Source organism: Clavibacter phaseoli (assembly GCF_021922925.1).
Taxonomy (GTDB): Bacteria; Actinomycetota; Actinomycetes; order Actinomycetales; family Microbacteriaceae; genus Clavibacter; species Clavibacter phaseoli.
Genome location: NZ_CP040786.1, coordinates 1,155,340 through 1,181,834 on the forward strand (window position 1 = coordinate 1,155,340; position 26,495 = coordinate 1,181,834).

Below are 26,495 nucleotides of genomic sequence, written 5' to 3' on the forward strand. Positions count from 1 at the left end.
CGGCGAGGGCCGCGGCGGGATCCCGGTCGGCGCCGTCGAGGTCGGGCGCGTCGAGCGGCACGGGCCGCTCGGTGGGCGGCAGCAGCTGGCGGGCGTCGCTGCGGTCGACGAGGCCGAGCGAGCGGATCCCCCGGTCGAGGTGCCACTGCGCGTACGCCGCGACCACGCCGCTCGCGCGCGCCTGCGACCGGAGCGTGGCGGCCTCGGCGTGCGGCCAGTCGCCCGTGAGGAGCGCGGAGAGCAGCGCGAGGGTGTCGGGGTCGAGCCGCGGGGATCCGGGCGGGGCGGCGGAGTCGGCGACCACGCCGCCGAGCTGCACGACGAAGGCGGAGTGCGGCCCGGGCGCGCCCGTCACCGCGCAGTCCTGGAAGCTCGGCGCCCATCCGGCCATCGACAGGCTCCGCAGCAGGTAGGAGTCGAGCGTGAGGCTCGCGCCGTGCTCGCGGCGGCTGAGGGACCGGAGCGCGCCGACGAGGAGCAGGTAGTGCTGGAGCGATCCCTCGTCCTCCGTGACGCGGTCGGCGGTCTCGACCATGGCGCTGGCGGCGGTGTAGCTGCCGTAGTCGGCCGCGATGAGGGCGCCGTAGGACGCGATCGACTCGGCCTGCGTGATGATGTCGAGCGTCCGGCCCTCGAAGAACTGGGCGTCGGCGACCATGAACGGCTCGAGGCGGGCGCCGAACTTCGACTGCGTCCGGCGCACGCCCTTGGCCACCGCGCGGATCTTGCCGTGCTGGCGCGAGAGCATCGTGACGATCCGGTCCGCCTCGCCCAGCTTGTGGGTGCGCAGGACGACGATCTCGTCACGGTAGAGGGGCACCCCTCGATTATCCGCCCCGCGCGCCGGCTCCCCCTCCGCCGCCGCGCGGGGCGGGCCCGGTCCGCGCGGCGTCGCGCGGCCGGGTGCGGCGCCCGCGCTGTGCTATCAAGGGGAGGCCATGGATCCCGTCCCCCTCACCATCCCGCTCTGGGCGGACCTCCTGGCGGTCAGCATCGGCAGCCTCCAGGGCGCCATGTTCGCGGCGGGCTTCCGCGACCGCCGCCTCGACCTGCTCGGCGTCGCCATCATCGGCACGGCGACGGGCCTCGGCGGCGGCCTCCTCCGCGACGTGTTCCTCGACGTCACGCCCGCGGCGCTCTCCAGCAACTGGCTCATGCTCGTCGCGGTCGCGGCGGCCCTCGGCGGCATGCTGCTCGAGCGGATCTTCACCCGCCTCGACGTCGTCATCACCGCCCTCGACGCGCTCACCATCGGCCTGTTCTGCGCCATCGGCACGTCGAAGGCCCTGGCCGCCGGGGTGCCGGGGGTGCCCGCGGTCTTCATCGGGGTCGTGTCGGCGGTCGGCGGCTCGTTCGTCCGCGACCTGCTGCTCAACCTGCCCATCGCGATGATGCACGTCGGCTCGCTCTACGCGGTCGCCGCGGGCGTGGGCGCCGTCATCGTCGTCGTGCTCGCGGCGTTCGGCGTGCCCATGTGGATCGCGGCCATCGTCTGCGTCGCCGTCACGGCCACCACCCGGCTCCTCGCAGTGCGCTTCGGGTGGAGCCTCCCGGAGCAGCGCGCGCTCAGCCGCCTGCGGTTCACGGCGCTGCGCCGGCCGCGCCCGCGGCGCTGATCCCCCGCGCCCGGAGCGCGGATCCGGCGCCGCCCCGCCTGGCCGCCGCCGCGCACGACGACGGCCGGGCGTCGCCGCCCGGCCGTCGTGGATCGCGCGCCGCGGATCAGACCGCGGCGAGCTCCGGCTCGCGCACCGTGCGGCGGATCGCGCGGTTGACGCCGGAGACGATCGCCTCGAGCGACGCGGTCGAGCTGTCCTCGTCGATGCCGACGCCCCAGAGGCGCACGCCCTCGACCTCGAGCTCCACGTAGGACGCGGCCAGCGCGTCGCCGCTCGCGCTCAGCGCGTGCTCCACGTAGTCGAGCAGGCGCACGTCCACGCCCTGGTCGGCGAGCACCTGCAGGAACGCGGCGATCGGGCCGTTGCCGGAGGCGGTCGCGGAGCGCACCTCGTCGCCGTCGCGGAGCTCGACCTCGAGGGAGACGGATCCGCCCATGTCGCTCGACGTGCGCGTGGACGTGAGCTCGAACCGGCCCCACTTGTCCTCGGCGCGGTCGAGCGGCGCGGGCAGGTACTCGTCCTGGAAGATCGACCAGATCTGCGCGCTCGTGACCTCGCCGCCCTCGGCGTCGGTCGTGGCCTGCACGACGCCCGAGAACTCGATCTGCAGGCGGCGCGGCAGGTCGAGCGAGTGGTCGGCCTTCAGCAGGTACGCGACGCCGCCCTTGCCGGACTGCGAGTTGACGCGGATCACGGCCTCGTAGGAGCGGCCGAGGTCCTGCGGGTCGACCGGCAGGTACGGCACGGCCCACGGGATGTCGTCCACGGTGACGCCCTGCGCCGCGGCGTCGGCGGCCATCGCCTCGAAGCCCTTCTTGATGGCGTCCTGGTGGGATCCGCTGAACGCCGTGTAGACCAGGTCGCCCGCCCAGGGGCTGCGCTCCGGCACGGCCAGCTGGTTGCAGTGCTCGGCCGTGCGCTTGATCCCGTCCAGGTCGCTGAAGTCGATCTGGGGGTCGATGCCCTGCGTGAACAGGTTGATCCCGAGCGCGACGAGGTCGACGTTGCCCGTGCGCTCCCCGTTGCCGAACAGGCAGCCCTCGATGCGGTCGGCGCCGGCCAGGTAGCCGAGCTCGGCGGCGGCCACTGCCGTGCCGCGGTCGTTGTGCGGGTGCAGCGAGACGAGGATCTCGTCGCGGCGGTCGAGGTGGCGGCACATCCACTCGATGGAGTCGGCGTAGACGTTCGGGGTCGCCATCTCGACGGTCGCGGGCAGGTTGAGGATGACCTTGCGCTCGGGGGTCGGGTCGAAGACGTCGACGACGCGGTTGCAGATCTCCGCCGCGAACTCCAGCTCGGTGCCCGTGTAGCTCTCGGGCGAGTACTCGTAGAAGACGTCCACCTCGGGGATCGTCTCCTCGTAGCGCTTGCAGAGGCGCGCGCCCTCGAGCGCGATGTCGATGATGCCCTGCTTGTCGGTGCGGAACACGACCTCGCGCTGCAGCACGCTCGTCGAGTTGTAGAGGTGCACGATGGCCCGCTTCGCGCCGCGCAGCGACTCGTAGGTGCGGGCGATGAGGTGCTCGCGGGCCTGCGTGAGGACCTGGATCGTCACGTCGTCCGGGATCGCGTCCTCCTCGATGAGGCTGCGCACGAAGTCGAAGTCGGTCTGGCTGGCCGACGGGAAGCCGACCTCGATCTCCTTGTAGCCCATGCGCACCAGCAGGTCGAACATGATGCGCTTGCGCTCGGGGCTCATCGGGTCGATGAGCGCCTGGTTGCCGTCGCGGAGGTCCACGGCGCACCAGCGCGGCGCCTCGGTGATCCGGCGGGCGGGCCAGGTGCGGTCGGGCAGGTCCACGGCGATCTGCTCGTGGAACGGGCGGTACTTGTGGATGGGCATCCCGCTGGGGGTCTGCGTGCTCTTCATGGTCGTCTCCTCGTCGGTGTCGGGTCAGCCGTGACGGGACTCCGCGACGAGGAGGGCCGGATCAGGCCTCGCCGCGGCGACTAAGGAGGAGGCGGCCGGACTGCATGCGACCACGGTACACCGGCGCCGCGGGGGTCCGCACCCGCCGCGGCGCCCGGGCGGCGCTCATCGGGCGGAGCGGAGCACGCGGGTGAGGTCGCGCACGGACGTCGACGGCAGGTAGGCGCGGGTCAGCGCGAGGCCGATCGTCGGCAGGGCCGTCGCGTCCGGGTAGGCCATGATCAGCGGCACGAGCTCCGGCTGGAACTTGCGCTTGAACTCCAGCAGCGAGCGGAAGCCGTACACCGGCTCCAGCGAGTCCGCGAGGAACTCGAGGATCCGCTCGACCGCGCTCTCCTGGCGCTCCTGGCCGGCGCCGGCGTCCGCCTGCTCGCCCTTCGGGGACGCGGCGCGGGTCTGCGCGAGCGGCGCGGCGGAGAGGCTCATGAACTCGATGCCGTCCTCCTTCATCCGCATGGCCGAGCGGGCGATGAGGAACTCCATGACGCCGTTGATGCCGTCCGGGCGGCGGCGCATGAAGTCGAGCGTCCAGCCGACCACCTCGCCGTCGCGCCAGGTGGGCAGCCAGCTCGTGGCCGCCTGCACGCGGTCGTCGGCGTCGATCGCGAGCATGAGCCGCACCGCGGGATCGCGCAGCTCCTCCACGCCGCCCAGCGTGAAGCCCATCTCGGGCAGCTCCTTCTCGGCGACCCACTCCTCGGACATCTGCTCGATCTGGCTCGCCCACGCGAGGGGCAGCTCGGCCCAGGTGGTCCACTCGGCGCGGATCCCGGCACGGTCGGCGCGGTTGATGGACGTGCGGACGTCCTGCCACTTCTTGCCCGTGGTCTGCCAGGTGCCCGGCCGCACGACGGTCTCCTCGGCGACGACGAGCGTCTCCCAGCCCATGTCGCGGAACAGCGGCGCCATGGACGCGGGGACGCTGTAGAAGACGGGGGTCCACCCGTTGTCGTCGGCGAAGCGCGCGAACTGGCCGAGGACGTCGCGGACAGCCCGGTCGTCGGCGGGCGGACCGAGGGGCGCCGCCGTGGTGATGGCGACGCTGCCCACCACGCGGTACGCCACGACCGTCTGCCCGTCGGCGGCGATCCAGTAGGAGTTCCCCGGCCAGGTCGCCATGTGCGAGAGCGAGCCGATCGCGCCGCGGCGGAGGGCGGGGGCGACGCGCGCCTGCGCCCGGGGCACGGCGGCGATGCGGACGTCGGCGATGGCGCGCAGGCTCGCGATCACCAGGATGATCCAGAACACCGGGCCGACCCCGCGGTAGACGACGTCGGTGATCGGGTCGGTCGGCAGGAAGTCGAGCGACTCGCCCCGCAGGAACGACGCCGGGATGAAGCGGTCGGGCGCCTCGGCGAGCAGGTCGTTGAGGTCCACCGGCCGGGTGAAGGCGTCGGAGAGCGCGAGCCCCGTCGCCACGAACAGCGCCATGAGCCCGGCGAGGGCGACGCCCGTGGTCACGAGGAAGCGCCGGATGGCGGGGGCCGTCGACAGGATGGTGAAGTGCCGGCGCAGGAGCACCAGGATGATGGCGCTGCCGAGCGGCAGCGCCACCGACGCGATGAGGGCCGCGACCGCCTCCGGGTGCGCGGACGGCGACGCGGACAGGCGCGGCGAGACCATGTCGCGGTGCACGAGCATCCCGAACGCGTAGGCGGACAGCACGGCGAGCAGCAGGTTGACGCTGACCGCCAGCCAGACGGCGAAGCGCCGACCGCGCGCCAGGCCGTACGCGGCGACGAGCAGCGCGAGCAGCGGCGCCACCGACAGGAGGATCGGGCCGACGCCGCCGCCGATGCGCGCCAGCATGATCTCCTGCAGGCAGTCGTGCGTGAAGTCGCTCGACAGGCAGCGGGTGGAGATCGCGTCGCCGGGCACGCGGTCGTCGACGAACAGCAGCGCGATGGGGGCGAGCGGCCCGTAGCGGCTGCGGGACAGCAGCGCGATGACGGGGCCCGTGCCGAGGATCGCGACGACCGCCGCGAGCATCACGCGCACCTCGTGGTGGGAGCTGCGCTGCCAGCGCGCTCCCCCGGCGGGGCGGTGCAGCAGCGCGCCGAGGACGCCGCCGACCAGGATCGCGAGGAGCCGGTAGAGGTCGCTCGGCTGGCCCGAGTACAGCAGGAACACGAGCACCACGACGACGAGCACCACGCGGATGCGCCGCCGCCACAGGACGCCCGCCCACGCGCTCGAGAGCGCGAGCACGCCCGCGACCGCCGTGAGCGGATCCGCCGTCGCGATGCCCCGCACGCCGTGCGACCAGAGCTCGCCGTCGACCAGGCCCTGGGCCTGCACGGCGATGCCGAGGAGCGAGCCGACGGTCCCGGTGAGCACGAACCCGAGGAGCGTGCGCCACCAGCCCATGAGGTGCTCCGCGACGCCGACGAGGACGAGCACGGCGAAGAGCGAGACGACGAGCTCCACGGGCCCGTCGGTGAGGAACGCCGCGGTGGCCGTGGTCCACCAGTGGCCGCGCTCGACGACCGCCTCGTAGCCCGTGGCCAGCTGGTGGTGGACGACGCGGCGCCAGGCGTCGGAGACGGCGGGCAGCACGGCGAGCAGCAGGATCACGAGCGCGATCCCCAGCGTGACCCGCTGCCGGAGGAGCCGCACGCCGAGGGCGCGCGCGGCGCCGGCGAACGTGAACGGACGCGACGGGGCGCTCATCGGGCGATGCCCAGCCGCTGGCCCAGCTCGGGCAGCGCGTCCTGCACGCACCACTGGACCGTGCCCCAGTCGTGCGAGGTGCCCGGGGACATGCTGAGGCGCGTGGCCATCCCGGAGGCGCGCGCGGCCGCCTCCACCTGCTCGACCTGCGGGCGGTACTGCGCGTCGTCCTCTCCGGCGCAGAAGTAGCCGCTCATGTCCGCGTACGGGCTCATGGCCTCCATGATGGCCGCGGGGAAGGCCGCCGCGTACTGGGCCTGCGACCCCCCGAATGCCGCCTGCACGGTGTCCGCGCCGATGGTCGGGGCCATCTCGCCGGAGATGTCGACGAGCGAGCCGAAGATGTCCGGGTGGGCCGCGCCGAGCTGGGCCGCGCACGTGCCGCCCTGGGAGAAGCCGAGCACTGACCACGCGGTCCGGTCCGGGAGCACGCGCAGGTGGGCGCGGATCCACGCGGGGACGTCCACCGTGATGTACGTGGCCGATCGCCCGAGCGGCGAGTCCACGCACATGGGGTTGTCCTCCGGCGCGCCGAGCTGGTCCGGCACGACGACGATCGGCGCCAGGCCGTCGTGCGCGCTCGCGTACTGGTCCATCACCCGGTCGAGCCGACCCGACGCGAACATGTCGAGGGGCGAGCCGGGCTGCCCGGACATGGCGACCACCACGGGCAGGGCGGGGGCGTCGTCGACGAGCGCGGCGGGCGGCAGGTAGACGAGTGCCTCGCGGGCCGCGAAGCCGGACGTCGTCGCCGGGATGGTGGTCGTGCCGAGCCGGCCGCGCGCCGGGAGCGCGCCCGCCGGTCGCCAGCTGTCCTCGAGGGGACCCGCGGACGCCGGCGCGGCGCCGTCGGGCGTCGGGAGCGCGGAAAGGTCGAGCGGCAGCACGCGGGTGAGGCCGAACGCCGCGGCGACGTTCGGGTACTCCTGCAGGTCGGCGTTGATGCCGACGGCGGAGGCGAGCACGACGAGCGGCACGACCAGGACGCCGACGGCCGTGTGCAGGACGCGGAGGCGGCGCGGCGGCGGCGTGGATCCCCCGACGCCCGTGAGGCTGCGCCCTCCCCGGGCGAGCGCGATGGCCGCCAGCCCGAGGCCCGTGCCGCCGATGGCCGTCCACCCCCGCGTGCCGGTCGAGAGGACCACGCCGAAGAGGTCGAGGACGTCGCCGAGCACGAACGCGACGGCGAGGCCGACGAGGGCGCCGAGCCCCGCGGCGAGGGCGGTCTCCGCCAGGGTGCGCCGCGGATCCGCCGCCCGGGCCCCGCGGCGGACGCGCGCGCGGCGGGCGACGACGGACAGGAGCACGAGCAGGATCGCCGGTGCGAGGGCCGCCGCGGTCACGAAGGAGGCCGAGATGATCGGCAGGTCGGCGAGATCGTGGAGCACGGATGGTCCTCTGGGGCGGGAGCGGCAGCGATCGAATCTAGCCCACCCGATCCTGGGCGAGCGGGGTGGCGCGGCGAGCGGCTAGCCCTCGGCCGGGGATCCGTTCAGCCGGTGCTCGAAGGCGAAGACCACGAGCTGCACGCGGTCGCGGAGGCTCAGCTTCGCGAGGATGCGGCTGACGTGCGTCTTCACCGTCGCCTCGCTGAGGAACTCCGCCTGCGCGATCTCCGCGTTGCTGAGGCCGCGCGCCGCGAGGACGAAGATCTCCCGCTCGCGCGAGGTCAGCGACGCGAACGCGGGCGGCGCCACGCGCGGCCGGGAGCCCGGGTCGAAGTGCTCCAGCAGCTGCCGCGTCGCCGACGCGGCGATGACCGAGTTGCCGGCGTGGACGGTGCGGATCGCGGCCAGCAGGAACTCGGGGTCGGCGTCCTTCAGCACGAAGCCGCTCGCCCCCGCGCGGATGGCGCGCGCGGCGCTCTCGTCGAGGTCGAAGGTCGTGAGCACCAGGACGCGCGGCGGGCGCTCGCCGCGCGCGTCCGCGGACCGCAGGACCTCCGCCGTGGCCTGGATCCCGTCCATCACGGGCATGCGGATGTCCATGAGGATCACGTCGGGGCGCTCGCGCTGCGCCAGCTCCACGGCCTCCTGGCCGTTGGCGGCGTCGCCCGCGAACTCGAGGTCGGGCTGCGAGGAGATGAGCATGCGGACGCCCGTGCGGAACAGGGCCTGGTCGTCGACCAGGGCGACGCGGATGGGTGGGGTGGGCACGGGGGTCCTTCGATCGGGGTCGGGTGGGCAGAGGGCGTCGCGGGGCGCGACGGGTCAGGATCCGGCGGGCCGGTCGTCGCGGACGCGCCGAGCCGCGGAGGCAGCGGCCCCGCGGGCGGCCGCGGTGCGGTGCGGGCTGACGGGCCGTGCGGGCGTCGCGGTCCCCGCTGCCGCGGCCTCCGGCGGGAACAGCTCGTCGAGCGTGAGGGGGCGGCTGGGCGCGTCCGCCCCGGTGCCGACGGACGCGCCGGCGACGGGCACGCGGGGCACCGGGCGCGTGGCGGGGGCGAACGGGATCCACGCCGACACGGTCCACACGCCCTCGCGCACGCCCGCCGAGAAGCGCCCGCCCGACAGCGTGGCGCGCTCGCGCATCCCGGCCAGGCCGTGGCCGACCGGCTGGGTCGGGGTGGCGGGCGCGGGCGGCAGCACGGGGAGGGCGATGATGCCCGTCGTGGCGCGGGCGGGGCGCACCGGATCCGGCAGGGTCCGGCTCCGCACCGACACCGAGACGCCGTCCGGCTCCCACGCGAGCTCGACCTCGACGGGGTGCCCGACGTCGCCGTGCCGCAGGACGTTGGTGAGCGCCTCCTGCACGATCCGGTACACGGCGAGCTGCTGCCCGGTGCCGAACTCGCCGGGCTGTCCCGTCTCCGCGAACTGGATGGTGAGGCCCGTCGAGCGCATCTGGTCGATGAGGTCGCTCAGCTCCTTGAGCTCGGGCTGCGGGGTGTCGTCCTCGCTGTGCCGCAGCTGCGCCAGGAGGATCCGCACGTCGCCGAGCGCCTGCCGGGCGGTCGTGGAGATGGTGCGGAGCGCCTGGTCGGCGGCGTCGGGGTCCACGAGCCGGGCGTAGCGCGCGCCGTCGGCCTGCGCGATCACCACGGCGAGCGAGTGCGCGACGACGTCGTGCATGTCGCGCGCGATGCGGTTCCGCTCCTGCTCGATGACCACGTCCTGCAGCGCCCGCGCCTGGTCGCGCTCGGCCGCCTCCTGCGCGTCCCGGCTCGCGTGCGACGCGCGCGACGCGACGACGAGGCGGCCCGCCGTCCACGACGCGAGGAGCACGCTCCAGGCGCAGAGCAGGAGGAACAGGAAGAGCGTGGCGAAGTCGGCCCACTCCCCCGTGCTGAACGCGAGCCGGCCGACCGGGACGCGGCCCGCGGCGTAGGACAGGTAGGAGGCGGCGACCACGCCGCCGACGATCGCGGACGCGAGGCCCAGGGCGCGCGTGACGCGGCTGCCGTAGGCGGCGGTGCAGTAGACGACGCCCGCGATGGCGATGTCGCCGGGCTCGACGGTCGCCCCCGCTCCCATCTGGATGATCGCGCCCGCCCAGGCGACGGCGAGCGACAGCCCCGGCGCGGCCCGGCGGACGGCCAGGGCCGCGCCCATGAGGAGCACGAGGACGAGCGAGACCTCGGAGGTCGCGAAGGAGAAGACCCCGAACGCGCTCGCGGCGGCGACGCCGATCGACCCGGGGGCGAGGAGGACGACGAACGCCACGGCGAGGACGACGTCGAGGACGAGCTGGTACCTCGGGATCCGTCGGAGCATGCGACCACCGTACGTGCCGCGTCCGGCCCAGGCGCCCTCGGCGGCCGAGGATCCCCGCGGAGGCGCCCCGATCTCATCCGCGGGATGTACGCGGGCGCCCGGCCCGCGGATCAGAACCCGAGGCGGCCGAGCAGCTTCGGGTCGCGCTGCCAGTCCTTGGCGATCTTCACGCGCAGGGACAGGAACACGCGCGTGCCGACGAGCGGCTCGATCTGCGCGCGCGCCACCTGCCCGACGTGCTTCAGCCGCGAGCCCTGCGCCCCGATGACGATGCCCTTCTGGCTGTCGCGCTCGACGAAGAGGTTCGCGTAGATCTCGAGCAGCTCCTTGTCCTCGCGCTGGATCATGTCGTCGATGGTGACGGCGAGCGAGTGCGGCAGCTCGTCCTGCACTCCCTCGAGCGCGGCCTCGCGGATGAGCTCCGAGATCCGCGCCTCGAGCCCCTCCTCGGTGACGGCGTCGGACGGGTAGAGCTGCTCCGAGACGGGCAGCGCCCTGAGGAGCTCGCCCACGAGCGCGTCGAGCTGGATCGCCTCCACGGCCGAGACGGGCACGATCGCGTCCCAGTCGCGCAGCTCCTGCACGGCGAGCAGCTGCTCGGCGACCGCGTGGCGGGAGGCGGAGTCGGTCTTCGTGACGATCGCGATCTTGCGGGCCCGCGGGTACTCGTCGAGCTGGTCGTTGATGAAGCGGTCGCCCGGGCCGATCCGCTCGTCCGCGGGGATGCACAGCCCGATGACGTCGACGTCGCCGAGCGTGGTCTGCACGAGCGCGTTCAGCCGCTCGCCGAGGAGCGTGCGCGGGCGGTGGATCCCGGGGGTGTCGACGAGGATCAGCTGCCCGTCCGGCCGGTGCACGATGCCGCGGATGGCCTTGCGCGTCGTCTGCGGCTTGGAGCTCGTGATGGCGACCTTCTCGCCCACCAGCGCGTTCGTCAGCGTCGACTTGCCGACGTTGGGGCGGCCGACGAAGGAGACGAAGCCCGCGCGGTAGGCGGGCGCTCCCCCGCGCGGCTTGCGCGCGGCGCGCGACGGCTCGGCGGCGCGGTCGATGCCCCAGGCCTCGTCGGACAGCGGCGCGGGCGCGGCCGTCGCGTCGATCGCCACGGTGTCGGCGGTCGTTTCGTCGACGGGCGCGTCGCCCGCGGTCGTCTCGTCGTCCCGGGGATCAGTCATGGTCGTGTCCTCTGCTGGCGGCGGCGCCCGCGGGGGCCGCCTCGTGGTCGTCGTCGTCGGCGTCGCCCGCGCGGTCGCGCTCGACGAGGATCGTGCTGATGCGGGTGCGGCGCCCCTCGACCCGGTCGGCCGTGAGGACGAGGCCGCCGACGCGCACCACGGATCCGCGCTCGGGCAGGCGCCCCAGGGTCTTCGCGAGAAGGCCGCCGGCGCTGTCCACGTCGTCGTCGTCGAGCTCGAGCCCGAACAGGTCGCCCAGCTCGTCGATCGGCAGCCGGGCGCTCACACGGTACACGCCGTCCCCCAGGTCCTCGAACTCGGGCACGTCGCGGTCGTACTCGTCGCTGATGTCGCCCACGAGCTCCTCGATGAGGTCCTCGAGGGTGACGAGCCCGGCGATGCCGCCGTACTCGTCCACCACCATCGCGAGGTGGTTGGACTCGAGCTGCATCTGCCGGAGCAGCGCGTCGGCCTTCTGCGACTCGGGCACGAACACGGCGGGGCGCGCGAGCTGGTCCACCGTCATGCGCTCCGCCTCCTCGGGCCGCTCGTAGACCATGCGCGCGAGGTCGCGCAGGTACAGCACGCCCTCGATCTCGTCGGAGTCGCGACCGGTGACCGGTGCGCGCGAGATGCCGCGGGAGAGGAAGAGGCCGAGCGCGGATCCGACGTGCACGGTCTGCTCCACCACCACCATGTCGGTGCGCGGGATCATCACCTCGCGCACGACCGTGTCGTTGAACTCGAAGATGGAGTGGATGAGCTCCCGGTCGTCCTCCTCGAGCACCTCCAGCTCCGTGGCCTCGTCGACCATGCTGAGGAGCTGCTCCTCGCTGGTGAACGTCGCGACGGTCTTGGGGCGGCCGGGCGTGACGCGGTTGCCGAGGGCGACGAGCGCGTCGGCGACCGGCCCGATGGAGACGCGGATCCCCCGCACGAGCAGCGCCGTCCACGCCAGCAGCGGGCGCGCGTGCACGCGGCCGACGGAGCGCGGGCTCGCGCCCACCAGCACGAAGGAGACGGCCGTCATGATCGCGGCGGCCACGAGCATCGTGATCCACCACTCGTCGATCGTGTAGGCGAGCGCCAGCGTCACGAGCACGGCGGCGCTCGTCTCCGCGACGATGCGCACGAAGCTCAGCGAGTTGACGTACGCGCCGGTGTCGGTGGAGATGGCGAGCATCGACCGGCGGGCGCGCGAGGTGATCGCGAGCTCCTGGATGTCCGCGCGGGACAGCGAGGAGATGGCCGACTCGGCGGCGGCGAACAGGCCGCCGAGGACGACCAGGAGGAACGCGGGGAGGAGGAGGGCGAGCATCGGCTGCGGGTCAGCGCCCGCGCTCGCTCATGGCGAACCCGATCAGGATGTCGCGCTGGAGCCCGAACATCTCGCGCTCCTCGTCGGGCTCGGCGTGGTCGAAGCCGAGCAGGTGCAGGATGCCATGCGCCGTGAGCAGCAGGATCTCCTCCATCGTGGAGTGCCCCGCCGTCACCGCCTGCTCGGCCGCGACCTGCGGGCACACGACGATGTCGCCGAGGAGGCCGGCGGGAGTGGGGCGGTCCTCGGTGCCGGGGCGCAGCTCGTCCATCGGGAAGCTGAGGACGTCGGTGGGGCCCGGCTCGTCCATCCACTGCACGTGCAGCTGCTCCATGGCGCCCTCGTCCACCATCACGATGGCGAGCTCGGCGTCGGGGTGCACGTGCAGGGTGTCGAGGGCGTAGGTGGCGAGGCGCTGGATGAGCGGCTCGTCGACCTCGATAGCCGACTCGTTGTTGATCTCGATGCTCATCGGGTGCTCCCAGGGGCGGTGCGGCGCTCGGCGCGGAGGTGGTCGGCGGCCTTGCGCTCCGCGTCGTAGCGCGTGTACGCGTCCACGATGCGCCCGACCAGGGTGTGCCGCACGACGTCGTCGCTCGTGAGGCGGGAGAAGTGGATGTCGTCCATGCCGTCGAGCACGCGCGTGACGAGCTGCAGGCCGCTGGACCCGGTGGGCAGGTCGACCTGCGTGATGTCGCCCGTGACGACCATCTTCGAGCCGAAGCCGAGACGGGTCAGGAACATCTTCATCTGCTCGGGCGTGGTGTTCTGCGCCTCGTCGAGCACGACGAACGCGTTGTTCAGCGTGCGGCCGCGCATGTAGGCGAGCGGGGCGACCTCGATCGTGTTCGAGGCCATGAGCTTCGGGACGAGCTCCGGATCCATCATCTCGTTGAGCGCGTCGAACAGCGGGCGGAGGTACGGGTCGATCTTGTCGGTGAGCGATCCCGGCAGGTAGCCGAGCCGCTCGCCCGCCTCGACGGCCGGGCGCGTGAGGATGATGCGCTCGACCTCCTTGCGCTGCAGCGCCTGGACGGCCTTCGCCATCGCGAGGTACGTCTTGCCGGTGCCGGCGGGGCCGATGCCGAACACGATCGTGTTCTCGTCGATGGCCTGCACGTACTGCTTCTGGCCCTGCGTCTTCGGCCGGACGGTGCGGCCGCGCGACTGCACGATGGCCTCGCTCAGCACGTCGGACAGGGTCCGCGCGTCGTCCTCGCCGAGCCTGCGCGCGCTCGTCTCGATCTCCTGGGGTTCCACGTGCTGTCCGTCCTCCACCATCGCCACGACCTCGTCGATGAGCCGACGGGCCGCGGCCACGTCCGCCCGGGTGCCGACGAGCGTGATCTCGTTCCCGCGGACCCGGACGTCGACGTCCGGGTGCTCGCGCTCGATCTGCCGGAGCAGCCGGTCCTGAGGCCCGAGGAGGCGCACCATGAGCACGCCGTCCATCGTCGCCGTCTGCTCGACGCGGTCCTCGTGGGCCGCCGCGCCGCCCCGCGGGTCAGAGCCCGACATGGTCCTCCCGGCCGCCGAAGCCGGCGAGGACGTGCGCGTGCACGTGGGACACGGTCTGGCCGGCGTCGGCCCCCGTGTTGAAGACGAGGCGGAACTGCCCGCCCGCGCGCTCGGCGGCGATGCGCGACGCGAGTCCGACGACCTCCGCGAGGAGCCCGGGGTCGCCCGCGGCGAGCTCGACGACGTCGCGGTACGCGGCCGACTTGGGCACCACGAGCACGTGCACGGGCGCCTTGGGCGCGATGTCCTCGAAGGCGATGACGCGGTCGGTCTCCGCGACGATCTCGGCCGGGATCTCGCGCGCGACGATGCGCTCGAAGACGGTGGGCTCTGCGGTGCTGGTCATGCGCCCAGCCTACGCGGGACCTGCGACGTCACCAGCGCCCGAGCGCGGCGTTGACGAGCGCCAGCGCGGCGGGACCGGCGGTGGACGTGCGGAGGATCCCCGGTCCGAGCGCCACCGGGATCGCGCCCTCCGCCCGCAGCGCCTCGACCTCGGCCGGGCTGATGCCGCCCTCGGGTCCGACCACGAGCAGCACGTCGGTCGCGGCGTCGCCCTCGGCCGTCGTCAGGTCGAGCCGCGACAGCCGCGCCTCGGCGGTCGGGTCGAGCACGAGAACGCGCGCGGTCGCGGCCAGGCGCACGAGGTCCTTGGTCGTCGCGAGCGGCTCCACCTCGGGCACGCGGGGGCGGATGGACTGCTTCACGGCCTCGCGGACGATCGCCCGCCAGCGCTCCCGGCCCTTGGCGACCTTCTGGCCCTCCCAGCGCGAGACGGAGCGCTGGGCCTGCCACGGGATCACGGCGTCGACGCCGAGCTCGGTCGCCGCCTGCACCGCGAGCTCGTCGCGGTCGCCCTTCGCCAGCGCCTGCACGAGGACGACGCGCGGCGAGGGATCGGGGTGCGCCTCGACGGACTCCACGCGGAGCTCGAGCCGCTGCGGATCCGCCGTCGTGACGACGCAGGACGCGATGGTGCCCTGCCCGTCGCCGACGAGCAGGCCCTCCCCCGCGCGCACCCGGCTCACCGTCACCGCGTGCCGCGACTCCTGCGGCCCGAGCGCGACGACGCGGCCGACGGCGAGGTCGGCCGCGTCGAGGTCGTCCGCGAGGTGGAAGTGCGCCACGGTCAGACGTTGAGGAAGCGGTCGCGGAGCTTCTGGAACAGGCCCTGCTGGAAGTGCGCGAGGTGCGGCGCGGGCGCCTTGTTGCGGCGCGCGAACTGCTGGATGAGGTCGCGCTCCTTGTGGTCGAGCTTCTGCGGCGTGACCACCTGGATCCCGATCTTGAGGTCGCCGCGCCCGGAGCCGCGGAGCTTCGTGACGCCGCGGCCGCGCACCGTGATGATCTCGGCGCTCTGGATCCCGGGGCGCAGCTCCAGGTCGACGTCGCCGTCGAGCGCCTGGATGTGCGCGTCGCTGCCGAGGATCGCGTCGACCATGCTCACCTCGACGGTCGCGAGCAGGTCGTCGCCGTTGCGGCTGAACACGTCGTGGTGCGCGACCTTGATCTCGAGGTAGAGGTCGCCGTTGGGGCCGCCCGCGGGGCCGACCTCGCCGGAGCCCGGCATCTGCAGGCGGAGGCCCGTGTCGACGCCGGCCGGGATGTCGACCGGGACGGTGCGGCGCGCGCGGACGCGGCCCTGGCCCTGGCACGTGGGGCAGGGGTGCGGGATGACGGTGCCGTAGCCGCGGCACGTGCCGCAGGGGCTCGACGTCATGACGTTGCCGAGGAGCGAGCGCACCTGGCGCTGGATGCTGCCGGAGCCGCGGCAGATGTCGCACGTGACGGCGCTCGTGCCGGGCTGCGCGCAGGATCCGTGGCACGTGTCGCACACGACGGCCGTGTCGACCTCGAGGTCGCGGTGCACGCCGAAGATGACCTCCTCGAGCTCGACCTCCACGCGCAGCAGCGCGTCCTGGCCGCGCTCCTGGCGGGAGCGCGGACCGCGTCCGCCGCCGCCCTGCTGGCCGCCGAAGAACGTCTCGAAGATGTCGCCGAACCCGCCGAAGCCCTGCCCGCCGCCGCCGCCGAACCCGGCCTGCGGGCCGAGGTCGTACTGCTGGCGCTGCTGGGGATCCGACAGCACGTCGTAGGCGTGCGTCACGAGCTTGAACCGCTCGGCGGCGTCGGGGGCGTCGTTGACGTCCGGGTGGAGCTGGCGCGCCTGCTTGCGGTACGCCTTCTTGATCTCCTCTGGCGTCGCCTCGCGGCTCACGCCGAGTACTTCGTAGTGGTCAGCCACGTCGGGCCCTTCGGTGGTGATGGTCGTGGGGAACAGGGGCGGTGCGCCGGCGCGGGGCCGTCACCGCTCCTCGAGCAGGCGGGAGAGGTAGCGCGCGACCGCGCGCACCGACGCCATGTTGGTGGAGTAGTCCATCCGGGTCGGCCCCAGCACGCCGAGGCGCGCGAGGACCCCGCCGGACGAGCTGTAGCCGCTGGTGAGCACGCTGGTCTCGCCGAGGCCGAACGGGGCGTTCTCCCGGCCGATGCTCACCGAGACGCCGTGCTGGTCGGCCTCCATCTCGCCGAGGAGGCGCAGGAGAACCACCTGCTCCTCGATGGCCTCGAGGACGGGCGAGATGCTGCCGGGGAAGTCGCGCTCGGTGCGGGCGAGGTTCGCGGATCCGGCGAGCAGCAGCCGCTCCTGCCGGTTCGCGAGCACCTGCTCCACGAGCGTGCCCGCGAGCACGGACGCGGCCGCGCGCTGGGCGGGCTCGACCTCGTCGGACAGCGTCTCGAGCCGGGTCGCGGCCTCCGCGAGGCCGAGCCCGCCGACGGCCCGGTTGATCCGCGTGCGCATGACCGCGAGGAACGCGTCGTCCGGGTCCCCCGCGAGCTCAACGACGCGCTGCTCGACGCGGCCCGTGTCGGTGATGAGCACGGTGAGCACGCGCGTGGTGGACAGCGCCACGAGCTCGACGTGCTTCACGTGGCTCGTGGCGAGCGACGGGTACTGCACGAGCGCGACCTGGTTGGTCAGCTGCGCGAGGAGGCGCACCGTGCGGGCGAGCACGTCGTCGAGGTCGACGGACTCGCCGAGGAACACGTGGATCGCCTGGCGCTGCGCGGGCGTGAGCGGACGGACGTCGGCGAGCTGGTCGACGAAGAGCCGGTAGCCCTTGTCCGTCGGCACGCGACCGGACGACGTGTGCGGGGCGGCGATCAGCTCCTCCTCCTCGAGGAGGGCCATGTCGTTGCGGATGGTGGCGGCCGAGACGCCGAAGGCGTGGCGCTCCACGATGGACTTGGAGCCCACGGGCTCGCGCGAGGACACGTAGTCCTGCACGATCACCCGGAGGACGTCGAGCCCGCGTTCCGAGACCATCGCGCTCCCTCCTGGCACTCGTCGATCCTGACTGCCAATCGTACCGCGGGTCAGCGGGTGCTCGGCATTGCCGGTCGCGCGTCGTCGGCGGTACCGTGGACGGGCCCGGTGCTCCCGGCCCCACCCACGATCCGTCCGCGTCCGCCGTCCCCCGGTCGTCGCCCGGCACCGAGAGGCTCCCCGCGATGTCTGCACCCGATCCCCACCCGTACGGCGCGCCCGCTCCGCTCACCCCGAGCGAGGACCGCCTCTGGGCGTCGCTCACGCACTTCCTCGCGATCCTCATCGTGCCGTCGTTCATCGTGTGGCTCGTGTTCCGCGAGCGCGGCCGGTTCACCGACCAGGAGGGCAAGGAGGCGACCAACTGGACCATCAACGTGGTCGGCGCTCTCGTCATCCTCAACGTGCTGCAGGTGGTGTTCGGGGTCATCCCGATCCTCGGGATCATCATCGGCCTGCTCCTCGGCCTCGTGATCTTCGCGGTGGTCGTAGTCAACATCGTGTTCGCGATCATCGGCGGCACCCGGGTGCAGGCCGGACGCCCGTACCGCTACCCGCTCAACATCCGGTGGATCAAGTAGGCGATCGGCCGTGAGCGCGAGGATCCGGCATGTCGCGATCGACTGCCGCGACCCGCACGCGCTGTCCCTCTTCTGGGCCGGCGTGACCGGCTTCGCGGAGGACCCGGACGAGCCGAACCTCCCCGGCGAGGACGCCGCCTGGCTGGGCGACCCCGTCTCCGGGCTCGGCATCATCCTCCAGCGCGCGGACACGCCCAAGACGGCGAAGAACCGGCTCCACCTCGACCTCGCGCCGGACGACCGCACGCGCGACGAGGAGGTCGAGCGCGTGGTCGCGCTCGGGGCGGCGCTCGTCGCCGACCGGCGCAACGCGGACGGCAGCGGCTGGGTGGTGCTCGCGGATCCCGAGGGCAACGAGTTCTGCGTGGAGCGCAGCGACGCCGAGCGCGAGGCCGGCGACGTGGTGGGCGCCGTCGTCCTCTGAGGACCGGCGGGCGGCCTAGTCCTCGAGCAGGCGCCGCACGACGGCGTCGGCCAGCAGGCGCCCCTGCAGCGTGAGCACGAGCGTGCCGGACAGCGCGGCGCGCGGATCCACCAGGCCGTCGGCGATGAGGCCCGCGACCTGGCGGCGGCCCTCCGCGGTGAGCGTCGGGATGGCCAGGCCGTCGCGGATGCGGGCGCCGAGGAGCACGCGCTCCACCTCGCGCGTCGCGTCGTCGAGCGACTCGCGGCCCGCGCCGGGCGAGGCGCCCGCGAGCACGCGGTCGGCGTACGCGGCCGGGTGCTTGACGTTCCACCAGCGGACGCCGCCCACGTGGCTGTGCGCGCCGGGGCCGACGCCCCACCAGTCGTGGCCCTGCCAGTAGGCGAGGTTGTGGCGGCTGCGGCGGCCGCCGCGCGCCCAGTTGCTCACCTCGTACCACTCGTAGCCGGCCTCGCCGAGCAGGCGGTCGGCGAGCTCGTACATGTCGGCCTGGAGGTCCTCGTCGGGCTCGGGCACCTCGCCGCGGCGGATCTGCCGCGCGAGCTTCGTGCCGGGCTCCACGATGAGCGCGTAGGCGGAGAGGTGGTCGGGCGCCTCGCCGATGGCCTGCTCGAGCGAGGCGCGCCAGTCGTCGATGGTCTCCCCCGGCGTCCCGTAGATGAGGTCGAGGCTCACCTCGAGGCCGGCGGCTCGGGCGCCGCGGACGACGGGCGCGATGCGCGCGGGGTCGTGCGTCCGCTCCAGCGTCGCGAGGACGCGCGGGACCGCCGACTGCATGCCGAACGAGACGCGAGTGAAGCCGCCGGCGGCGAGGGCCGCGAGGTAGGCGTCGTCGACGCTGTCGGGGTTCGCCTCCGTCGTGACCTCGGCGCCCTCGGCGATGCCCCACGTGTCGCGCACGGCGTCGAGCATCCGGACGAGGTCCTCGACCGGGAGGAGCGTCGGGGTGCCGCCGCCGAGGAAGACGGTGGAGGCGGGGCGGGCGGGCACGCCGGAGTCCCGCAGCGCGGATCCGGCGAAGCGCACCTCCTGCACGGCCTGCGACGCGAAGTCGGACTGCCTCACGCCGCGCAGCTCGGGCGCCGTGTAGGTGTTGAAGTCGCAGTAGCCGCAGCGGACGCGGCAGAACGGGACGTGCAGGTAGACCCCGAACGCGCGCTCGTCGGCGCCGGCCGACGCGGAGGCGGGGAGCAGGCCGTCGACGGGGGCGGGATCGGCGAGGGGCAGGGCGGACGGCATCCGTCCATCATCCCCCGGCCGGGAGGTGCGCCGGTGCGCGCGCCGTCGGGGACGCCCCGCCCTCCGGCAGGATGGGGGCATGACCGACGCCCCCTCGCCCCGGCCCCTGCACGTCCTCTGGGACGTCGACGGCACGCTCCTCCTCAACGGCCCGCGCGCCGGCAGCATGTACCACCGCGCGATCGAGCTCGCCGCGGGCGAGGAGCTCGAGGACCGCACGGTCCACGCGCACGGGAAGACCGACGGCCAGATCATCTGGGAGACCCTCGACCTGTACGGCCTGCCCGCGTCGCTGCACGCCGCGGTCCGCGAGCGGCTCGAGGGCATGTCGCGCGTCGAGCACTACGGCGCGGGTCGGCGCGAGGTGCCCGTCGGGGTCCCGCGGCTCGTCGCCGACGTCGCCGGGCGCGGCTGGGTGAACGCGCTGCTCACCGGGAACTCGCCCCTCCGCGCGCGCTACAAGCTCGACGGCGCGGGGCTCGACGTCGACCTCTTCGACTGGGATTCGTCGTTCTTCGGGCACGAGGCGCGGATCCGCAGCGACCTCACGCGCCGCGCCGCGGAGGCGCTGGCAGGGGCCACCGTCGTGATCGTCGGCGACACCCCCGCCGACGGCGTCGCGGCCGAGGCCGCCGGCTTCCCGTTCGTGGCGGTCGCCACGGGGGCCTACGACGTGGCGCAGCTCCGGTCGCCGGACGCGCACGCGGCCGTCGTGGTGCCCGACCTCCAGGCGGGCCACGACGAGGTCATGGAGTACCTCGACGGGCTCGCCGCGCGCTGACCCGGCTCGGCGGGCGTCGGATCAGGCGGACGCGACCGCCGGGTGCAGGGCCTTGAGGTACCGGCGCATGAAGACGCCCTGCACGACGCGGAGCACCGGGCTCGCGAGTCGCATCGGCCACGACGCCGGCCTGGAGAAGACGCGGAGGGTGAGCCACACGCTGCCGTCGGGCTCCCGCGAGACGAGGAACGCCTCCTCGCCGCTGAGCGGGTGGCCGTGCACCGTGCCGTACGCGAAGCCGACGCGGTCGGTCTCCTGCACGGTGTAGACGACGCGGACGGGCGCCTCGGGGTGGAACGGGCCGAACGGCATGCGGAGCACGGCCGAGGTGCCCGACGTGATCCACGCGGTGCCGTCGTCGCCGTACAGCGTCTCGCGCGGGCGGTCGACGGGGACCTGGGGCACCCCGTCCGCGTCGAACTCGAGTCCCGCGTAGCCGGGGTCGTCGGGGACCTCCTGCTCGATGCGGGTGACCTCGATGCCGCTGCCGCGCTGCACGCCCCAGGTCATGAGGAGGGCGACGGCCTGCTCGAAGCGCTCGTCGCCGCTGCCGAGCCGCGCGCTCGCCTCCGCGGGACGGTAGCCCTCGGGCGGGTAGGTCATGAGGTCGACGGCCTGGGTGCCGCCGACGGAGCCGTACGTGACGGCGGTCGCGGTGTAGGTGCTGCGGCGCATGGGGGCAAGCCTAGGCGGTGGCGCCCGGACGGACGCCGGGCGCCCGCGCGGCTACTTCGCCTTCTTCTCCGTGTCGCCCGAGAGCGCCGCGATGAACGCCTCCTGGGGGACCTCGACGCGGCCGACCATCTTCATGCGCTTCTTGCCCTCCTTCTGCTTCTCGAGGAGCTTGCGCTTGCGGGTGATGTCGCCGCCGTAGCACTTGGCGAGCACGTCCTTCCGCATGGCGCGGATGGACTCGCGGGCGATGATCCTGGCGCCGATGGCCGCCTGGATCGGCACCTCGAACTGCTGGCGCGGGATGAGCTCGCGGAGGCGGCCCGTCATGAGCACGCCGTACGCGTACGCCTTGTCGCGGTGCACGATGGCGCTGAACGCGTCGACCTGCTCGCCCTGCAGCAGGATGTCGACCTTCACGAGGTCGGAGTCCTGCGAGCCCGCGGGCTCGTAGTCGAGCGACGCGTAGCCGGCCGTCTTGCTCTTGAGGTTGTCGAAGAAGTCGAACACGATCTCGCCGAGCGGCATCGTGTAGCGGATCTCCACCCGGTCCTCGCCGAGGTACTCCATGCCGAGCAGGATCCCGCGCCGCGACTGGCACAGCTCCATGATCGTGCCGACGTAGTCCTTGGGCGCGAGGATCGCGGCCTTCACCACGGGCTCGGAGACGCTGACGATCTTGCCGCCCGGGAACTCGCTCGGGTTGGTGACCGTGACCGTCCTCTTGTCCTCGCTCGTGACCTCGTAGATCACGGACGGGGCCGTCGTGATGAGGTCGAGGCCGAACTCGCGCGAGAGGCGCTCGGTGATGATCTCGAGGTGCAGGAGGCCGAGGAAGCCGCAGCGGAAGCCGAAGCCCAGCGCGACCGAGGTCTCGGGCTCGTAGACGAGCGCGGCGTCCGAGAGCTTGAGCTTGTCGAGGGCGTCGCGGAGGTCGGGGTAGTCGGATCCGTCGATCGGGTAGAGCCCGGAGAAGACCATGGGCAGCGGCTCCGTGTAGCCGGGCAGCGCCTCGGTCGCGGGGCGCGCGGCGGTCGTGACGGTGTCGCCGACCTTCGACTGGCGCACGTCCTTCACGCCCGTGATGAGGTAGCCGACCTCGCCGACCCCGAGGCCGTCGGACGGCGTGGGCTCGGGCGAGCTGACGCCGATCTCGAGGATCTCGTGGGTGGCGCGCGTCGACATCATCGAGATCTTCTCGCGCGGGCTGAGCTTGCCGTCGATCATGCGGACGTAGGTGACCACGCCGCGGTAGGCGTCGTAGACCGAGTCGAAGATCATGGCGCGCGCGGCGCCGTCGGGGTCGCCGACGGGCGCGGGGATGGTGCGGGAGACGCGGTCGAGGAGGTCCTCGACGCCGGCGCCGGTCTTGCCGGAGACGCGCAGCACGTCCGACGGGTCGCCGCCGATGAGCGAGGCGAGCTCGGCGGCGTACTTGTCGGGGTCGGCGGCCGGCAGGTCGATCTTGTTGAGCACCGGGATGATCGTGAGGTCGTTCTCGAGCGCGAGGTAGAGGTTCGCGAGGGTCTGCGCCTCGATGCCCTGCGCGGCGTCGACCAGGAGGATGGCGCCCTCGCACGCGGCGAGCGACCGGCTGACCTCGTAGGAGAAGTCGACGTGGCCCGGGGTGTCGATCATGTTGAGCGCGTACGTGCGCCCGTCGAGCTCCCACGGCATGCGCACGGCCTGGCTCTTGATCGTGATGCCGCGCTCGCGCTCGATGTCCATGCGGTCGAGGTACTGGGCGCGCATGGAGCGCGAGTCGACGACGCCCGTCATCTGCAGCATGCGGTCGGCCAGCGTGGACTTGCCGTGGTCGATGTGGGCGATGATGCAGAAGTTGCGGATGGACGCGGGGTCGGTCGCGGCGGGCCGGAGGGCCTTCGATGCTAGGGGGCTCACGCGTTCCTTACGGGTCTCGTCGGTGGAGCGGAACCACGATCATCCCACGGCACGCCCGTCGGGCCGTCCCCGCGGCGCGCGCCCGATGGCCTGCGCGCCGCGGGACAATCAGCGCCGGACGATGTCGGCGACCGCCGCGTCCAGCTCCGGCCACCGGAACCGGTACCCCGCGGCCTCGAGCGTCTCCGGGACGACCCAGCGGCTCTTGAGCACGAGCTCCGGCTCGGTGCGGAACAGCCACATGCCGACCTCGAGCATCCACCGGTTCGCGGCGAGCCCGACGGGCACGCCGACGGCGCGACGGAGGATCCTCATCAGCCGGCGGTTGGTGACGGGCGCGGGGCTCGACGCGTTGACCGGGCCCTCGAGCGACGGGGTGTCGCGCACGAAGCGGATGATGCCGACCAGGTCGTCGATGTGCAGCCAGCTGAAGACCTGGCGGCCGTGGGTGGGCTGGAACACATGGTGGGCGCCGGCGCGGATCCGGGAGGGGCGTCCGGGGAACCGGCCGTCGAGCTGCGGGCCGCCGAGGCCGAAGCGCGCGAGGCCGAGGAGCGGCTGCAGCGCGCCGTCGCGGCCGAGGACGATCGCGATCCGCAGCGCCACGCGCCGGGTGGCGGGCAGCTCGGGCGAGAGGAACGCCCGCTCCCACGCGCGGCCCACCGACGGCGAGAAGTCGTCGCCGAGCTCGCCCGTCGACTCGGTCTGCGGATGGTCGGTGGCGTGCCGGTAGACGGTGGCCGTGGAGGCGTTGATCCAGACGGGCACGGGCCGCGCGCTGTCCGCGACGGCGCGCGCGAGCTCGCCGGTCGTCTCGACGCGCGAGCGCAGGATCTCCCGGCGGTTCGCGACGCCGTAGCGGCAGTCCACGCTCTTGCCCGCGAGGTTCACGAGCAGGTCGGCGCCGTCGACGATGCGGCGGATCCCGTCCTCGTCGCCCCAGCGCGCGTCCGCGCCCGAGCGGCCGATCGTGAGCACGCGGTAGCGCTCGTCGGCGAGCTCGCGCACGAGCACCTGGCCGATGAAGCCGGACGCGCCCGCGACGACCGCGGTGCGCGGGGCGGCCGCCCCCGGCGCGTCGCTCACGCGCCGAAGCGCGTGCGGCGCTCGACCGTCGTGCCGACGCCGTCGGCCCAGGTGTAGACCGTGCTGCCGCCGATGATGACGTGCTCGGCGCGCGACTGGACGTCGAGCGGGTCGCCCGACCAAATCACGACGTCGGCGTCGAGGCCCGGCGTGAGCGCGCCGACGCGGTCGTCGAGGCGGAGGATCGCGGCGGGGTTCGCGGTGATGGCGCGGATCGCGATGTCGGCGGGCAGGCCGTCCTTCACGGCGAAGGACGCCTGGTGCACGAGGAAGTCGATCGGCACGACGGGCGCGTCGGTCGTGATCGCGACGAGGACGCCCGCGCGGTGCAGCGCCGCGAGGTTCGCGACGGCGCGGTCGCGGAGCTCGACCTTGGAGCGCGAGGTGATCATCGGGCCGAAGATCACGGGGATGCCGCGCTCGGCGAGCACGTCCGCGATCTTGTCGCCCTCGGTGCCGTGGTTGACGACCAGGCGGTAGCCGAACTCGTCGGCGAGGCGGATCGCGGTCGCGATGTCGTCGTGGCGGTGCGTGTGCTGGTCCCAGGCGAGCTCGCCGTCGAGCACGCGCACGAGCGTCTCCTTGCCGAGGTCGCGCGAGAAGGGCTTGCCCTCCTTCGCGGCGTGGTCGCGGGCCGCGCGGTAGTCCTCGGCGTCGCGGAAGGCGCGGCGGATCACCATGGCGACGCCCAGGCGGGTGGACGGCGTGCGGTCCTTGGCGCCGTAGACGCGCTTCGGGTTCTCGCCCAGGGCGCTCTTGACGCTCACGGAGTCGCTGACGAGCTGCTCGTCGATCGTGCGGCCGCCCCACGACTTGATCGCGACGGACTGGCCGCCGATCGGGTTGCCGGAGCCGGGCTTCACGACGATGGTCGTCACGCCGCCCTTGAGCGCGTCGCGGAAGCCCTCGTCGTCGATGTCGATGGCGTCGATCGCGCGCACCGAGCTCATGTCGGGGTCGGTCATCTCGTTGGTGTCGTTGCCCGCGGGGCCGTTGGCCTCCTCGTGGATGCCGACGTGGCCGTGCGCCTCGACGAACCCGGGGAGGACCCAGCGGCCGGCGGCGTCGATGACGGTCGCGCCCTCGGGGACCTCGACGTCGCCGCCCTGCCCGACCGCGGCGACGAGGCCGTCGCGGAGGAGGACGGTGCCGCCCGGGATCGGGGCGGCGTCGACGGGGACGACATGGCCGCCGACGATCGCGGTGACGGAGGAGGCGGAGGCGCGGACGGGTGCGGTGCTGTCGGAGAGGGGCATGCTCCGAGCCTAGGACGCGGGTGTCGCCGCGTCCGTCGCGGGCGCGGGCCCGGGCACGGCGTCGCCGGGCGCCGGCAGCCGGCGGATGCCCTTGAGGAGCGCGTCGCGGTCGGCGGCGACGCAGACGCGGATCCACCCCTCGCCCGAGCGGCCGAACGCGCTGCCCGGGGCGACGGCCACGCGGTCGCGGAGGAGGAAGCGCTCCGCCCAGCCGGCGACGTCGCCGTCGGAGGCGTGGGACACGTCGATCCAGAGGTAGAACGCGCCGGTCGGCCGGAGGTGCCGGATCCCCCGCTCCTCCAGCAGGGCCGTGGCCGCGTCGAGGTTCTCGCGATAGTGGGCGATCGCCTGCCGGACGTGCGACTGGTCGCCCGTGACCGCGGCGACGCCCGCCCACTGCGCGGGCGCGCTGACGCAGCTGATGGTCGCCTCCTGGACCGTGCGCATCGTCGTCGTCATCCCGCTCGGCACCACGAGGTAGCCGACGCGGACCCCGGTCAGCGCGTAGGTCTTGGAGAGCGAGAACGCGCTCAGGACGCGCTGCTCCCCCGGCTCCTGCAGGCTCGCCATGCTCACGTGCTCGGCGTCGTGCACGAAGTACTCGTAGACCTCGTCGCTGATCACCCAGAGGTCGTGGCGGCGCGCGAACGCGAGGAGCTCGCGGAGCGTCTCCCGCGGGAACACGGCCCCGAGCGGGTTCGACGGCGAGTTGACGACGAGGACGCGCGTGCGCGCGGTGACGAGCCGCTCGAGCTCCGCCATGTCGGGCAGGAAGCCGCGCTCGGGCAGGAGCGGGTAGGTCACGGGCTCGGCCTGGAGCATGCGCGCGCCCATCGAGAAGGTCGTGTAGCCGGGATCCGGCACGAGGGCCTCGTCGCCCGCGCCCAGCGTGAGCGTCATCGCCTGGTACAGCGCCTGCGTCGCGCCGACGGTGACCCAGACCTGCTCCGTCTGCACGTCGAGCCCGTTGTCCCGGCGGAGCTTCTCGACCAGCGCGGCGCGCAGCTCCGGGATGCCCGCGTTCGCGGTGTAGTCGGTGCGGTCCTCCGCCCAGGCCACGCGGGCGGCCTCGCGGATGTGCGGCGCCACGGGCACGTCCGGCTCGCCGACGCCCAGGGCGATGACGTCGTCCACCTCGAAGGACAGCTCGAGGATGCGGCGGATGCCCGACTCGGGCACGGACGGGATGTGGGGCGCGAGACGGGGCACGGCATCGAGCGTATTCCCGCGGGTGGGGGGGGCGGGCGCCGTCGCGCGGGCGTCGGGCGGCTTCCGATCGGCCG

Annotated in this window: 23 protein-coding genes and 1 pseudogene; 4 read left to right on the forward strand and 20 right to left on the reverse strand. The window is 73.6% G+C overall.

Annotation, left to right across the window (positions count from 1 at the left end):
* Positions 1–106: 106 nt before the first annotated feature.
* A pseudogene (gene recO, locus FGI33_RS05385) lies at positions 107–820 on the reverse strand (DNA repair protein RecO); the annotation flags it as partial.
* 118 nt (positions 821–938) lie between these two features.
* Here recO and FGI33_RS05390 point away from each other — a divergent pair.
* Complete coding sequence (locus tag FGI33_RS05390) at positions 939–1,616, forward strand: trimeric intracellular cation channel family protein (protein WP_119403354.1); 678 nt, start codon at positions 939–941, stop codon at positions 1,614–1,616.
* 106 nt (positions 1,617–1,722) lie between these two features.
* Here the strand turns inward: FGI33_RS05390 and leuA are convergent, their stop codons facing one another.
* The 13 genes from leuA to hrcA all read right to left on the reverse strand — a co-directional run bounded on the left by leuA (position 1,723) and on the right by hrcA (position 17,271).
* Positions 1,723–3,489, reverse strand: a complete 1,767-nt coding sequence (leuA, locus tag FGI33_RS05395) for a 2-isopropylmalate synthase (RefSeq protein WP_119434436.1) — start codon at positions 3,487–3,489, stop codon at positions 1,723–1,725.
* Positions 3,490–3,654: 165 nt separating this feature from the next.
* Positions 3,655–6,219 carry a phosphatidylglycerol lysyltransferase domain-containing protein gene (locus tag FGI33_RS05400; RefSeq protein ID WP_119434437.1) on the reverse strand — a complete coding sequence of 855 codons (2,565 nt, stop codon included), beginning with the start codon at positions 6,217–6,219 and terminating at the stop codon, positions 3,655–3,657.
* Positions 6,216–7,607, reverse strand: a complete 1,392-nt coding sequence (locus FGI33_RS05405; protein WP_119434438.1) for an alpha/beta hydrolase — start codon at positions 7,605–7,607, stop codon at positions 6,216–6,218. Before FGI33_RS05405 ends, FGI33_RS05400 begins: the two co-directional genes overlap by 4 nt.
* 81 nt (positions 7,608–7,688) lie before the next feature.
* Positions 7,689–8,375: a response regulator gene (locus FGI33_RS05410; protein ID WP_119434439.1), complete on the reverse strand. Its 687-nt coding sequence runs from the start codon at positions 8,373–8,375 to the stop codon at positions 7,689–7,691.
* 54 nt (positions 8,376–8,429) lie between these two features.
* Positions 8,430–9,932, reverse strand: a complete 1,503-nt coding sequence (locus tag FGI33_RS05415) for a sensor histidine kinase (RefSeq protein ID WP_237582356.1) — start codon at positions 9,930–9,932, stop codon at positions 8,430–8,432.
* Between the two features lie 110 nt (positions 9,933–10,042).
* Entirely contained in the window at positions 10,043–11,107 is a 1,065-nt protein-coding gene (gene era / locus FGI33_RS05420; protein WP_237582357.1) for a GTPase Era, read from the reverse strand.
* Positions 11,100–12,425, reverse strand: coding sequence for a hemolysin family protein (locus FGI33_RS05425; RefSeq protein ID WP_119434015.1), 1,326 nt, complete (start codon positions 12,423–12,425; stop codon positions 11,100–11,102). Before FGI33_RS05425 ends, era begins: the two co-directional genes overlap by 8 nt.
* Before the next feature lie 10 nt (positions 12,426–12,435).
* A complete protein-coding gene (gene ybeY / locus FGI33_RS05430) occupies positions 12,436–12,897 on the reverse strand; it encodes an rRNA maturation RNase YbeY (protein ID WP_043669058.1) in 462 nt (153 codons plus the stop codon).
* A complete protein-coding gene (locus FGI33_RS05435; protein WP_119434014.1) occupies positions 12,894–13,943 on the reverse strand; it encodes a PhoH family protein in 1,050 nt (349 codons plus the stop codon). The genes ybeY and FGI33_RS05435 overlap by 4 nt, the downstream gene beginning before the upstream one ends.
* Positions 13,930–14,289 (reverse strand): histidine triad nucleotide-binding protein, encoded by a 360-nt coding sequence (locus tag FGI33_RS05440; RefSeq protein WP_119434013.1) that lies wholly within the window; start codon positions 14,287–14,289, stop codon positions 13,930–13,932. Before FGI33_RS05440 ends, FGI33_RS05435 begins: the two co-directional genes overlap by 14 nt.
* A gap of 28 nt (positions 14,290–14,317) precedes the next feature.
* A complete protein-coding gene (locus tag FGI33_RS05445; RefSeq protein WP_119434012.1) occupies positions 14,318–15,070 on the reverse strand; it encodes a 16S rRNA (uracil(1498)-N(3))-methyltransferase in 753 nt (250 codons plus the stop codon).
* A gap of 2 nt (positions 15,071–15,072) precedes the next feature.
* On the reverse strand, positions 15,073–16,188 hold the full coding sequence (dnaJ, locus tag FGI33_RS05450; protein WP_119434011.1) for a molecular chaperone DnaJ: 1,116 nt from the start codon (positions 16,186–16,188) through the stop codon (positions 15,073–15,075).
* Positions 16,189–16,248: 60 nt separating this feature from the next.
* Entirely contained in the window at positions 16,249–17,271 is a 1,023-nt protein-coding gene (gene hrcA / locus FGI33_RS05455; protein ID WP_086514837.1) for a heat-inducible transcriptional repressor HrcA, read from the reverse strand.
* 185 nt (positions 17,272–17,456) lie between these two features.
* Between hrcA and FGI33_RS05460 the strand changes: the two genes are divergently transcribed.
* Both FGI33_RS05460 and FGI33_RS05465 read left to right on the forward strand, forming a co-directional pair.
* On the forward strand, positions 17,457–17,852 hold the full coding sequence (locus tag FGI33_RS05460) for a DUF4870 domain-containing protein (RefSeq protein WP_119434010.1): 396 nt from the start codon (positions 17,457–17,459) through the stop codon (positions 17,850–17,852).
* Between the two features lie 10 nt (positions 17,853–17,862).
* Complete coding sequence (locus tag FGI33_RS05465) at positions 17,863–18,276, forward strand: VOC family protein (protein WP_119434009.1); 414 nt, start codon at positions 17,863–17,865, stop codon at positions 18,274–18,276.
* Positions 18,277–18,291: 15 nt separating this feature from the next.
* Here FGI33_RS05465 and hemW read toward each other — a convergent pair whose 3' ends face one another.
* Complete coding sequence (gene hemW, locus FGI33_RS05470) at positions 18,292–19,515, reverse strand: radical SAM family heme chaperone HemW (RefSeq protein WP_119434008.1); 1,224 nt, start codon at positions 19,513–19,515, stop codon at positions 18,292–18,294.
* Between the two features lie 79 nt (positions 19,516–19,594).
* Between hemW and FGI33_RS05475 the strand changes: the two genes are divergently transcribed.
* Positions 19,595–20,296, forward strand: a complete 702-nt coding sequence (locus FGI33_RS05475) for an HAD family hydrolase (protein WP_119434007.1) — start codon at positions 19,595–19,597, stop codon at positions 20,294–20,296.
* 21 nt (positions 20,297–20,317) lie between these two features.
* Here the strand turns inward: FGI33_RS05475 and FGI33_RS05480 are convergent, their stop codons facing one another.
* The 5 genes from FGI33_RS05480 to FGI33_RS05500 form a co-directional block, all read right to left on the reverse strand.
* Complete coding sequence (locus FGI33_RS05480; protein WP_119402259.1) at positions 20,318–20,971, reverse strand: DUF1990 family protein; 654 nt, start codon at positions 20,969–20,971, stop codon at positions 20,318–20,320.
* A 51-nt stretch (positions 20,972–21,022) separates the two neighbouring features.
* The gene (gene lepA / locus FGI33_RS05485) at positions 21,023–22,870 is read right to left on the reverse strand and encodes a translation elongation factor 4 (RefSeq protein ID WP_119402261.1); all 1,848 of its coding nucleotides are present in this window, start codon (positions 22,868–22,870) and stop codon (positions 21,023–21,025) included.
* 108 nt (positions 22,871–22,978) lie between these two features.
* On the reverse strand, positions 22,979–23,956 hold the full coding sequence (locus FGI33_RS05490; RefSeq protein ID WP_119434006.1) for an epimerase: 978 nt from the start codon (positions 23,954–23,956) through the stop codon (positions 22,979–22,981).
* Positions 23,953–25,212 (reverse strand): amidohydrolase, encoded by a 1,260-nt coding sequence (locus FGI33_RS05495; protein ID WP_119434005.1) that lies wholly within the window; start codon positions 25,210–25,212, stop codon positions 23,953–23,955. The genes FGI33_RS05490 and FGI33_RS05495 overlap by 4 nt, the downstream gene beginning before the upstream one ends.
* Before the next feature lie 9 nt (positions 25,213–25,221).
* A complete protein-coding gene (locus tag FGI33_RS05500; protein WP_237582358.1) occupies positions 25,222–26,421 on the reverse strand; it encodes a pyridoxal phosphate-dependent aminotransferase in 1,200 nt (399 codons plus the stop codon).
* Positions 26,422–26,495: the final 74 nt, after the last annotated feature.